Genomic DNA, 10806 nt, shown 5'->3' with positions numbered 1-10806 from the left:
TGATCACCTTGCTGCTGACCGCGACCAACCTGTTCAGTGTGAAGAACTACGGTGAATTCGAGTTCTGGTTCGCGTTGCTCAAGGTAGTGGCGATCATTGGCTTCATCATCCTTGGTGTGGCTGCGATCTTCGGCCTGCTGCCCAACAGCCAGGTCAGCGGCGTCAGCCACCTGTTCGACACCCAGGGCTTCATGCCCAACGGCATGGCATGCCCAACGGCATGGGCGCGGTGCTGGCGGCGATGCTGACCACCATGTTCTCGTTCATGGGTACTGAAATCGTCACCATCGCTGCCGCCGAGTCGAAAGACCCGGGCAAGCAGATCACCAAGGCCACCAACTCGGTGATCTGGCGGATCTTCCTGTTCTACCTGGTGTCGATCTTCGTGGTCGTAGCCCTGGTGCCGTGGACCAACAGTGACCTGGCCGAAGTCGGTTCGTACCAGACCGTGCTCAACCTGATGGGCATCCCCAACGCCAAGCTGATCGTCGACATCGTCGTGCTGATCGCCGTGACCAGTTGCCTGAACTCGGCGCTGTACACCTCCTCGCGCATGCTCTTCTCCCTGAGCAAGCGTGGCGATGCGCCGGCCATGGCCCAGCGCACCACCTCCAGCGGTACCCCATACGTGGCGGTGGTGCTGTCGACTGCAGCGGCGTTCCTCACCGTGATCGCCAACTACCTGGCACCTGCTCAGGTGTTCGAGTTCCTGCTGGCCAGTTCCGGCGCCATTGCCTTGCTGGTGTCGCAACTGCGCATGCGTCGTCAGCGTATGCAGCGCGGCGAGAAGATCGCCTTCAAGATGTGGCTGTTCCCGGGCCTGACCTGGGCGACCATTGCCTTCATCGTCGGCATCCTGACGGTGATGCTGATCCGTCCGGACCATCGTATCGAAATCGTCGCGACCGGCTTGTTGTCGATTGCCGTGGTCGCCGCCGGCTTGCTGGTGGCGCGCAAGCGCAANNAGGCGGCCGGGCGGGCGGTGCTGAACAACTGATGTGATGCGGATGCAATGACAAAGGCCGCGATCTGTGAGGATCGCGGCCTTTTTGTTTTGGCCGTAGCGGGCTCATCGCGGCTCACGCGGTGGGCTTTACCAGTGCTCAGGTCGCTCACTGCGCCGATGCAGAAATCGCAATACCTGGACCCGTCCGTCGAGCAAGCGGTACGGGGCAATAAAGGCGATGTGGGCGAGCACCAGCTCACGCACATCCGGCACTGGCGAGGGGCGGCCTGCACCTGGGAAGCGCTCGAGAATTTCCAGGCTGCTCAATATGCCCTGAACCATTGCAAAGGCCGTTTTGCTGCCTGCCTTGAGCTGATAGTGCTCGAAAATCGAATCCAGGTCGCTTTCAGCCTTCGCCGTCAGTGCAATCATCTTCGCGTTTCACCCACTTTGCCTTGACCTCAGAGAGGTCGGTCAGGTTGCCAGTGTCGGCATCGCTGATGCCGGCAGCAATCGCCTGCACGTGCCATGACTCGGCTTCGACATAGCGCAGCAAAGCGCGCTTGAGGTGATATTGGCGATCTCGATCGGTGGCGGCTGCCAGTTGATCGAGCTTTTCGGCGAGGGATGCTTCGACGCGAAACGACAGAACCGGGGAAGCCATGTCTACGCTCCTGACTTTGTATACGTTGTAAACGGTCAACAAAGGTTAGGTGGCGTCGAGGCGATGGTCAATCGGCCAGGGACCTGTGGTCGATGTAGGATTTTTCTTTGAGGGGATCTGGCCCCCGAGGAATCAGGAGCCAGGCAAGCTGTCAGCCAAACTTCTTCTGCTGCTTGGCCACCGCCTCGGACGCGCTGATGTAGGCTTCCTGGAACTCGTCGCTCTCGAGCCAGGCCATGGTTGTGGCTTCGTCGGCGCCGTCCAGCCACTTGCGGTAGGCAGTGAAGACCATGACGATGTAGTCGGTGGCGTGTTCTTCCTTGTGGCCCTTGAGCACCAGGGTCAGCAGCGGGTCGACCAGGAACACCGAAATCAGCGCGACCAGGCCGGTTTCCTGGGCTTGCTTCATTTTTTCGAACAGGGCGGTATAGCTGCCCGATTCCATGGCTTTGTTGAAGACCTGCTCGACGCTGGCGCTGGAGCTTTCGCCCGAGCTCTTGACCGCTTGGCCGCTACGCACCATGCGGTTTTCGCGGGCCTTGTTGGCGGCGCGCTTGGCGCGTTTCTGTTGTTTGCTGCTGGAGGCCATCGGTGAACCCTTGTGCTGAGCCGGATAAATTCTGCGTATTGAATCGCAGTTGGCCGGGAAACCCAAGTGCCGCCGACGGCCTGGAGCAAGCTCAGGCTGGTTGCGCCAGCTCGCCGCGGTCTTCCTCTTCGAGCACGCGCGCGGCGCGGTCCACCAGCAGCGGGTCAGGCTGGTGGGCGACACTCAAATCCTTGCCGGGGTAGTCCAGCGAGTGCAGGAAGTGGCGGATGCAGTTGATCCGCGCGCGTTTTTTGTCGTCGGATTTGATTACCGTCCACGGTGCATCGGCGGTGTCGGTGTGGAAGAACATTGCCTCCTTGGCAGCGGTGTATTCGTCCCACTTGTCCAGCGACTTGATGTCGATCGGCGACAGCTTCCAGTGCTTGAGCGGGTCGTCGCGGCGGGAGATGAAGCGGCGCAGCTGCTCTTCGCGGTTCACCGAGAACCAGTACTTGAACAGCAGGATGCCGCTGTTGCACAGCATGCGTTCGAGCTCCGGCGCCTGGCGCATGAACTCCAGGTATTGCAGCGGCGAGCAAAAATCCATGACCCGCTCGACCCCGGCGCGGTTGTACCAGGAGCGGTCGAAGAAGACCATTTCACCGGACGTGGGCAGGTGCTGGACGTAGCGCTGGAAGTACCACTGGCCCTTCTCCTGCTCGGAAGGCTTCTCCAGGGCGACAATCCGCGCACCACGCGGGTTGAGGTGCTCCATGAAGCGCTTGATGGTGCCACCCTTGCCGGCGGCGTCGCGGCCTTCGAACAGCACGACGATGCGCTGGCCGGTTTCCTTGACCCAGCTTTGCACCTTGAGCAGTTCGATCTGCAGTTCGTGCTTGGCCTTTTCGTACTCGGCGCGGCGCATGCGGTTGCTGTACGGGTAGCTGGCCGGCAGCTTGGCCGAGGCGCTGTCCTCGTTGGAGCCGCGCGGCGCCGAGGCGACTTTCAGGGCTGCCGGTTGCTGGCTGATGGCGCTGATTTCGCTTTCGGCAGCGGCGCTGACAGCAGGCTTGCGCGGCGTGCGTGGACGCCGTGGACGGGGGGTGGCAGCTTTGCGTGCCGGGCTTGGGCTGGGGCTCGCAGGTGTTTCAGCGGCAGGCGAGGGCAGGGGCAGGGCAGTGGATTCTTCGCTCATGGGGAGGCCTGTTGGTTCCTTCTAATATCCTCAGAGCATTTTATCGGGGCGGGCCGAGGGCANNTTGGCATAGCGCCATCAGTACCAGTATTTCGGGTAGCTGTTGGCCTGGCGCGCATTGTTCAGGCACCAGGCCACGGCGACGATCACCAGCGAGCCGGCCAGTACCGGGGTAATCACGAAGCTCAGCGGTGCGTGGCTGGCGATCACCACCAGCGGGTTGGCCCCGGCTGGTGCGTGCAGGGTGCGGGTTTGCTGCATGGCAGCCAGGGCCAGGCCGACGGCCAGGGCTGCGCTCCACCAACTGTCGCCGAGGGTATGCAGCACTGCCAGGCCCACCAGGGTGGCAATTACGTGGCCGCCGATGATGTTGCGCGGCTGCGCCAGCGGCGAGTCGGGCATGCCGAAGGCCAGCACGCAGCTGGCGCCAAACGGGGCCATCAGCCACAGCGCGCCGGACACCTGGCTGAGCCAGCCGGTGGCGCCGATCGCCAGGGTCGCGCCGATCAGTGACAGTAGGCTGAAATGCAGTGAAGGGGCGGCGGGCGCCTTGGATTTGAATGGCATGGGTACAGTTCTCCGGGTGGGCGATTTGCGCCGAGGATACCGATCGGTTTACCTGCAGGTCAACCGATCGGTATACACTGTTGGCAACTGTCCTGATCGAAGGTGTGGCATGAGTACGTCCGAGAAGATCGCCGAGTCGGCGCTGCAGCTGTTCTACCGCCAGGGTTACCACGGCACCGGGGTCGAACAGTTGAGCCAGGAGGCCGGGGTGACCAAGAAAACCCTGTACCGGCATTTCCCCAGCAAGGAGCTGTTGATCGAGGCGGCGCTGGAACGTCGCGATCACGATTTCATGGCGCGCCTGCAAAGCGCTCTGGCGGCCGTTGAGGCAAAAGCGCGGCCGCTGGCCTATATCGACTTCATCGAGGCCTGGGCGCGCTCTGAAGACTTCTACGGCTGCGCCTTCATCAACGCTTCGGCCGAGTATGCCGGGCCGGCCGAGCCACCCCATGTGCTGGCCAGGTTGCACAAGGACAAGGTCATGGCCGCACTTGAGCAGGCCTGCCAGCAGGCGGGGTGCAAGCAGGGCGCTGCGCAGCAGCTGTTTTTGCTGGGCGAGGGGTTGATTGTTGCGTCGCAGGTCGGCGGGGTGCAGGTGCCGCTGTTCGAGGCGGCGCGGTTGATAGTGGCTGCGCTGGTCTAGCGCAGCATCCCGCAGATCTGATTGCCTTCGTAACCATGGATGATCGGCGCCAGGATCATCATCGGGCCACAGGCGTACATGGGCGAGCTGATGGTCTGCCTGGCGTTGAACAGCACGACCTGGTCGCCATCGATGTCCGGGCCATAGGCCACTTCACTGTAGGTCCTGCACACCGGCAGTAGCAAAGGCACCGGCACGACCACAGCCCAGAGGGTGACGCCGCACCATTCGCGGGTGACGTCGGATTTCTCCGATTTGCTGACCTTGGGGGTGATGTTCTTCAGGCGCAGGATGCGATGGGCCGCGGTGGGGTAGGTGTCTTTATGCGGCAGCACCACGGTGGCGCCGACACAGCCGGTCAGGCTCAGCAGCATGGCGACGGCGACGGCAATCGATTTCATCCCTGGCTCCGACAAGCTCGCGGCATTTCCGTGCGCGAGAAGGCCTGCGTTCGCTGATAAATCGCAGGCATGAAAAAAGCCCCAAGGAATCACTTCGCTTGGGGCTTTTCGGTATTAGTGGTGCCCAGAGACGGAATCGAACCGCCGACACGGGGATTTTCAATCCCCTGCTCTACCGACTGAGCTATCTGGGCAACGGGGCGCATTAAAAGGGTTTTTCGGATTTACGTCAACGACTTTTTGAAAATTTTTTAAATTAATTCCGTCGCTTACGATTTTCCGGGGTTATTCGCTAGGTGGAACGTAGCCTTCGGCCTTCTCGTAATCCTGGCCGGAGAAGAACTTGTCCATCTCGCCCTGGAGAAATTTGCGGTCCTCGGCGTTCATCATGTTCAGGCGCTTCTCGTTGATCAGCATGGTCTGCTCTTTCTGCCAGTCGGCCCAGGCTTGCTGCGAGATGTTCTCGAAGATGTCCTGGCCCTTGGCGCCCGGGTAGGGTGGACGCTCGAGGCCTGGCAATTGTTCTTTGTACTTGCGGCACATTACGGTGCGGGTCATCGCGACTCTCCTGTAAGCAATACGTCGGCCGCGCGTTTAAGCAGTTTTTTCACCGGGGCGGCAAGGCCCAGGCGCGGCGGGGTGGCGAGGTTATACCAGAGCCAGTCGGCCTCNNCATTGACGCGCACCAGCCAGGGCTCGATGGCCAACTGGAAGTGGCTGAAGGTGTGGGTCAGGCCGTCCAGCGCCTGGCTGCCGGCCAGGCTCAGGCCGTGCTGGTCGGCCAGCTCGTCGATCTGCGCGAGGTTGTCCAGTTCCGGCAGGCTCCACAACCCGCCCCACAGGCCCGTGGAAGGCCGCCGGTAAAGCAGGATGGCGCCTTGGTGGTTGGCCAGCAGTGGCATCAGCGTGCGCTTTTGTGGCAGCTCCTTGCGCGGCTTGGGCAGCGGGTAGCGGATTTCCTGGCCGAGCATGTGCGCCTCGCAACCGACCTTGAGCGGGCACAGCAGGCAACTGGGCTTGCTGCGGGTACACAAGGTCGCGCCCAGGTCCATCATCGCCTGGGTGTAGTGGTTCACCCGGCTGTGCGGGGTATAGCGCTCGGCATTGGCCCACAGCGCCTTGGCCACTTTCGGCTCGCCGGGGTAGCCCTCTTGCGCGGTGTAGCGGGCCAGCACGCGCTTGACGTTGCCGTCGAGGATCGGCGCACGCAGGCCCATGCTGATGCTGGCAATGGCGCCGGCAGTGGACAGGCCAATGCCGGGCAGGTCGGTGAGTTTCTCGACATCGCGGGGGAATTCGCCGCCATAGTGCTCGACAACGATCTTCGCGGTCTTTTGCAGGTTGCGCGCCCGGGTGTAGTAACCCAGGCCCGTCCACAGGTGCAGCACCTCATCCTCGGGTGCTTCGGCCAGGGCCTGGACCGTCGGCAGCGCCTGCATGAAGCGGTCGAAGTAGTTGAGCACGGTGCTCACCTGGGTCTGCTGCAACATGATCTCCGAGACCCACACCCGGTACGGGGTGATGCCCTGTTGCCAGGGCAGGTCGTGGCGGCCGTTACGGTCGTACCAATCCAGCACGGCGCTGGAAAACTGCTCGGGGCTCATCGCTTGAACAACCCCTTGAGCGCGTCCTTGAGTTCCGGGCTGACCTTGTCACCGAGCTTCTCGTCGATCTTCTCGCTGAGTTTTTCGCTGACCTTGTCGCCAGCCAGCTTGGCCGCGACCTTGCCCAGGCCGTCTTTATCCAGGCGGCAAGCCTTGGCGCCCAGCTCCAGCGGGCCACGGCAGCGCAGCGGCAGTTCAAGGCCGACATAGCGCTCGCCGACCTGGCAGGCCGGGTCGGGCATGTCGCGCTTGTCGCCTTCGACGATCACGCCAATGCGGTAGTCCATGCCCAGCACGNNGTTGACGGTCAGGCCGGGAATGCGGGCCTTGAGGTCAGGGTTGCTGGCCACGCCGTTACGCATTACCAGGCTGCCCTTGAGCTCCTGGAACGGCGTGTCCTTGCCGCGTGGCTCGCCACTCAGGGCCTTGCGGTTGAGGGTGGCGATGGCCTGGCACAGTTGCTGTTCGAGGTTGGCGTTGACCAGGATACCGTCGTTGATGACGAAGCTGGCGTTGCCGTTGAGGGTGTCGACCAGGGCTTTCTGGCTGTTGCCGGTGGCGGTCAGGTCGCTGTTGAGGGTCAACAGACCCTTGACCGGTGGCGTGCCGGTTTCGCTCTTGATGAAGTGCTCGACCGGCACCCGGTTGATGCGGGTGTTAAGACCAATCTGCGGCACGGCTGGGCGTACATCGAGGGTGCCCTTGCTTTCGAAGTCGCCGTTGTACAGGCCGCCGCGCAGGGTTTCCAGGGTGATCAGGCCGCCTTGGCCCTGGGCCTTGAGGTGGGCGTTTTCGATCGGCAGCTTGTCCAGGGTCAGTTGGCCAAATGTCAGGTCGGCCTGCAGGTCGACCTTGCGCAGGCGGTCAACCGGCAGCAGCTTGTCGTTGCTCCAGGCCACCTGGGTCGGCGCGTCGGGCAGCGGCGTGGTACCGGCACCGGCGAGGGCACCGGCCTCTTTGCTCTGCACTTCGGCCTGGCGTGCGGCCTTGGCGCCCTGGGCTGCCTCGCTCTTGGCCAGCAGGTAGCGGTCGGCGTCGAACTTGTCGGCCTTGAGCTGCACGCGCAGGGCCTGCTTGGCGAAGTCTTCAATGGCCAGGCGGCCGCTGAAGGTGCTGTCGTCGAGCTTGATCGCCAGGTCTTCCAGGGTCAGGCTGTTCGGCGTGCCTTGCAGGCGGGTGACCAGCTCGACCTTGCCCAGGGTGCTGGCGTCGGCCGAGGCCGGCAGCGGGTGGCCGATGCTGTCGAGGAAGTTGCGCAGGTCGAATTGGGCAATCGACAGGCCGCCGCTCAGTTGCGGGGTTTTGTCGAGGTCGCGCAGGTTCAGCTCGCCGAGGGCGCGCAGCTGGTTGGCCGAGAGCTTGAGGCCGTTCCATTCGGCGACGTTGGCCGCCAGATCGACCAGCAACTGGCCCTGGGCGGCGAAGGTCATGGTCTTGCCTTGCAGCGGCTCGCCCGAGGCTTCGCCGCTGAGTTTCATGTCTTCGAACTGGTAGCGCTTGAGCCGGCGATCGAAGCGCAGCTCGCCGTTAAGCTCGGTGCGCGCTTTGACCACTGGCTGGCCGGAACTTAGGAAGGCGGTCATCTTCAGCGGGATGTTCACCCCTTCATGCACCGCGCCGGTGCTCAGCTGGATGCTTTCGGCGCCGAAGCTCTGGCCGCTGCGGGCATCGTTGTACTGCACGCGGGCGTTGTTGACGGTCAGGCTGTCGATATCGAGCTTGACCGGGCGCTCGCTGGCGCTGTCGCTGCTAGCCTGGGCCGGGGCAGTGCCGGCGCTTTCGGCCGGGGCTGGGGCCGGGGTGGCAGCGGGCAGTGGCTTGCCGATGTCTTCCCAGTTGCCGTGGCCATTTTCGTCACGGCTCAGGGTCAGGTTCAGGCCCTCGACGCGCACATCGCTCATTTGCACTTCACGGCGCAGCAACGGCAGCACGCGTACCGACAGGCCAAGCATCTGCAGGTCGGCAAACGGCACTTTCGGGTTGTTCAGGGTGGCGATGCTGGCTTCATGCAGCTCAAGGCCCAGCCACGGGAACAGGCTCCAGCCAATGTCGCCATTGAGCGTCAGCTCGACGTGGGCCTTGTCGCGTGCCAGCTGGCGAATCTCGTCTTTGTAGTCGTTGGGATCGAAGAGGTGGGTCAGGGCGAAGCCCAGAGCCACAATGATCAGCAACAACCCGAGAAGCACCAGCCCCAGGATTTTGCCGAACGCTTTCATGGGCGAGTCCTTGTAGTCCGATTTCTAAATTCAGCCGCAGAGTATAGCGCTGCGGTTATCACCGCTGGGTGATATGGGGCGAAGGTTTAGTCCTGCAAAGGTGTCGGATTCGACAACGCATGGCATGACAGTTCCTTGCCGGGGGGATCAGTTGCAGAACAAACGACGGTATCAGTTAGCGCTAAGTGATCACGGCAAATGCTACTCTCTCGCCGCTCTCAGGCCCTGCTGCGGCTATTTGTCGCGCAAAAGGGCCGTTCGCCAATAACAACGACCAGTTGCCAAAGCGCCAAGGTCGCGGGCGGTGAGCGCTTCATACCTACGAGGGGAACACAACAATGAGCAGCAGCATCACGGCCGGAACCGTCGCCAGCGCGCCCGGCTTCCTGTCCAAGGAGCGGATCATCGCCCGTCCGGGCTTCAACCGCTGGTTGGTACCGCCAGCGGCCCTGGCCATCCACCTGTGCATCGGCATGGCCTACGGTTTTTCGGTGTTCTGGTTGCCGCTGTCGCAGGCCATCGGCATCAGTGCGCCGGTTGTCTGCTCGGAACAGACCCACTTCCTGATGCGCATGTTCACCACCGAGTGCGACTGGCCGATCTCGATGCTCAGCTGGATCTACACGCTGTTCTTTGTCTTCCTGGGGTGCTCGGCGGCCATCTGGGGCGGCTGGCTGGAGCACGCCGGGCCGCGCAAGGCCGGGGTGGTCTCGACCCTGTGCTGGTGCGGCGGCCTGCTGATTTCCGCCTTCGGCGTCTATACCCACCAACTGTGGCTGATGTGGCTGGGCTCCGGGGTGATCGGCGGTATTGGCCTGGGGCTTGGCTATATTTCCCCGGTCTCGACCCTGATCAAGTGGTTCCCGGACAAACGCGGCATGGCCACCGGCATGGCGATCATGGGTTTTGGCGGCGGCGCCATGGTCGGCGCGCCGCTGGCGGCAGCGCTGATGAACCACTTCGCTACGCCCGGCGACGTTGGGGTCTGGCAGAGCTTCGTGGTCATGGCGGTGATCTACTTCGTGTTCATGCTCGGCGGCGCCCTGGCCTATCGCGTGCCGCCTACCGGCTGGAAGCCTGAAGGCTGGACTGCGCCGCTGAAAAAAGCCGGCAACGCGATGATCACCCATCGCCATGTGCATGTCAGTGTGGCGTGGAAAACCCCGCAGTTTGTGTTGATCTGGCTGGTTTTGTGCCTGAACGTTTCGGCAGGTATCGGCATTCTCGGCATGGCTTCGCCGCTGCTGCAGGAGGTTTTTGCCGGCAAGCTGCTGGGCAATGACCTGAGTTTCAGCCAGCTCAACGCCGCGCAATTGGGCCAGATCGCCGCGATTGCCGCCGGTTTTACCGGTTTGCTCAGCCTGTTCAACATTGGCGGGCGCTTCTTCTGGGCGTCGTTCTCCGACTATATCGGGCGCAAAAACACCTATTTCGCCTTCTTCGCCCTGGGCGTGGCGCTGTATGCGCTGGTGCCGAACATGGGCCACCTGGGCAATATCGCCCTGTTCGTGGCGGCGTTCTGCATCATCCTGTCGATGTACGGCGGCGGTTTTGCCACGGTGCCGGCGTACCTGGCCGACCTGTTCGGCACGCAGATGGTCGGTGCCATTCACGGTCGCCTGCTGACCGCCTGGGCCGCAGCCGGGGTGCTGGGCCCGGTGCTGATCACCTACCTGCGCGAGTACCAGCTGGCGCTGGGCGTGCCACGGGCGGCGGCCTATGACATCACTCTGTACATCCTCGCCGGGCTGCTGGTGCTGGGCTTTGTCTGCAATGCGCTGGTGCGGCCGGTGGCCGACAAGTACTTCATGACCGATGCCGAGCTTGCCGCCGAACGGGCCCTGAGCCACGACCAGGGCAGCCTCAGCGAGCGCGTGCTGGAGTGGAAGGCCGATCCGGCCAGCAAGCCGCTGGCCAGCAAGCCGCTGGTGCTGGCGGCCTGGCTGGTGGTCGGAGTGCCGCTGGCCTGGGGGATCTGGGTGACGCTGCAGAAGACGGCGGTGTTGTTCAACTAGGTCTGCCCTGTAGGAGCGGGCTTGCC

The 10806-nt window shown here is 63.0% G+C and carries 11 protein-coding genes, 1 tRNA gene and 1 pseudogene; 3 read left to right on the top strand and 10 right to left on the bottom strand.

Annotation, left to right across the window (positions count from 1 at the left end):
- Positions 1-997 (top strand): annotated as a pseudogene (locus tag UB48_RS26700) (amino acid permease); the annotation flags it as partial.
- A 96-nt stretch (positions 998-1093) separates the two neighbouring features.
- Here UB48_RS26700 and UB48_RS26695 read toward each other — a convergent pair.
- The 5 genes from UB48_RS26695 to UB48_RS26675 form a co-directional block, all read right to left on the bottom strand.
- A complete protein-coding gene (locus UB48_RS26695; RefSeq protein WP_045202361.1) occupies positions 1094-1378 on the bottom strand; it encodes a type II toxin-antitoxin system RelE/ParE family toxin in 285 nt (94 codons plus the stop codon).
- Positions 1353-1610 carry a CopG family ribbon-helix-helix protein gene (locus UB48_RS26690; RefSeq protein ID WP_045202358.1) on the bottom strand — a complete coding sequence of 86 codons (258 nt, stop codon included), beginning with the start codon at positions 1608-1610 and terminating at the stop codon, positions 1353-1355. Before UB48_RS26690 ends, UB48_RS26695 begins: the two co-directional genes overlap by 26 nt.
- Positions 1611-1761: 151 nt before the next feature.
- A complete protein-coding gene (locus UB48_RS26685) occupies positions 1762-2199 on the bottom strand; it encodes a hypothetical protein (protein WP_045202356.1) in 438 nt (145 codons plus the stop codon).
- A gap of 91 nt (positions 2200-2290) precedes the next feature.
- Positions 2291-3334 (bottom strand): polyphosphate kinase 2, encoded by a 1044-nt coding sequence (gene ppk2, locus UB48_RS26680; protein ID WP_045202354.1) that lies wholly within the window; start codon positions 3332-3334, stop codon positions 2291-2293.
- Between the two features lie 78 nt (positions 3335-3412).
- On the bottom strand, positions 3413-3901 hold the full coding sequence (locus tag UB48_RS26675) for an HPP family protein (RefSeq protein ID WP_045202352.1): 489 nt from the start codon (positions 3899-3901) through the stop codon (positions 3413-3415).
- A 109-nt stretch (positions 3902-4010) separates the two neighbouring features.
- Here UB48_RS26675 and UB48_RS26670 point away from each other — a divergent pair, with 109 nt between their 5' ends.
- Positions 4011-4544: a TetR/AcrR family transcriptional regulator gene (locus tag UB48_RS26670; RefSeq protein ID WP_045202350.1), complete on the top strand. Its 534-nt coding sequence runs from the start codon at positions 4011-4013 to the stop codon at positions 4542-4544.
- Here UB48_RS26670 and UB48_RS26665 read toward each other — a convergent pair.
- From UB48_RS26665 to UB48_RS26645, 5 genes are all read right to left on the bottom strand, one after another.
- The gene (locus tag UB48_RS26665; protein WP_045202348.1) at positions 4541-4945 is read right to left on the bottom strand and encodes a hypothetical protein; all 405 of its coding nucleotides are present in this window, start codon (positions 4943-4945) and stop codon (positions 4541-4543) included. The two genes, UB48_RS26670 and UB48_RS26665, sit on opposite strands and share 4 nt — an antisense overlap.
- Positions 4946-5063: 118 nt before the next feature.
- Positions 5064-5139, bottom strand: a tRNA-Phe gene (locus tag UB48_RS26660).
- 91 nt (positions 5140-5230) lie between these two features.
- Complete coding sequence (locus UB48_RS26655; protein WP_045202346.1) at positions 5231-5503, bottom strand: oxidative damage protection protein; 273 nt, start codon at positions 5501-5503, stop codon at positions 5231-5233.
- Positions 5500-6549 (bottom strand): A/G-specific adenine glycosylase, encoded by a 1050-nt coding sequence (gene mutY, locus UB48_RS26650; RefSeq protein ID WP_045202343.1) that lies wholly within the window; start codon positions 6547-6549, stop codon positions 5500-5502. Before mutY ends, UB48_RS26655 begins: the two co-directional genes overlap by 4 nt.
- Positions 6546-8765, bottom strand: coding sequence for an AsmA family protein (locus UB48_RS26645; RefSeq protein WP_045202342.1), 2220 nt, complete (start codon positions 8763-8765; stop codon positions 6546-6548). Before UB48_RS26645 ends, mutY begins: the two co-directional genes overlap by 4 nt.
- A gap of 338 nt (positions 8766-9103) precedes the next feature.
- Between UB48_RS26645 and UB48_RS26640 the strand changes: the two genes are divergently transcribed.
- Positions 9104-10780 (top strand): OFA family MFS transporter, encoded by a 1677-nt coding sequence (locus UB48_RS26640; protein ID WP_045202339.1) that lies wholly within the window; start codon positions 9104-9106, stop codon positions 10778-10780.
- The last annotated feature ends 26 nt before the right edge of the window (positions 10781-10806 follow it).

This window comes from Pseudomonas sp. 2(2015) (genome assembly GCF_000955865.1).
In the GTDB taxonomy this organism is placed as follows: domain Bacteria; phylum Pseudomonadota; class Gammaproteobacteria; order Pseudomonadales; family Pseudomonadaceae; genus Aquipseudomonas.
Note: the sequence above shows the minus strand (reverse complement) of the source record. Positions and strands in the feature narration are given on the sequence as shown.

Coding starts and splice junctions, on each gene's coding strand:
- UB48_RS26690 (WP_045202358.1), bottom strand. CDS start 1,610: ATGGCTTCCCCGGTTCTGTCGTTTCGCGTCGAAGCATCCCTCGCCGAA.
- UB48_RS26665 (WP_045202348.1), bottom strand. CDS start 4,945: ATGAAATCGATTGCCGTCGCCGTCGCCATGCTGCTGAGCCTGACCGGC.
- UB48_RS26640 (WP_045202339.1), top strand. CDS start 9,104: ATGAGCAGCAGCATCACGGCCGGAACCGTCGCCAGCGCGCCCGGCTTC.
- UB48_RS26675 (WP_045202352.1), bottom strand. CDS start 3,901: ATGCCATTCAAATCCAAGGCGCCCGCCGCCCCTTCACTGCATTTCAGC.
- UB48_RS26655 (WP_045202346.1), bottom strand. CDS start 5,503: ATGACCCGCACCGTAATGTGCCGCAAGTACAAAGAACAATTGCCAGGC.
- ppk2 (WP_045202354.1), bottom strand. CDS start 3,334: ATGAGCGAAGAATCCACTGCCCTGCCCCTGCCCTCGCCTGCCGCTGAA.
- UB48_RS26695 (WP_045202361.1), bottom strand. CDS start 1,378: ATGATTGCACTGACGGCGAAGGCTGAAAGCGACCTGGATTCGATTTTC.
- UB48_RS26670 (WP_045202350.1), top strand. CDS start 4,011: ATGAGTACGTCCGAGAAGATCGCCGAGTCGGCGCTGCAGCTGTTCTAC.
- UB48_RS26685 (WP_045202356.1), bottom strand. CDS start 2,199: ATGGCCTCCAGCAGCAAACAACAGAAACGCGCCAAGCGCGCCGCCAAC.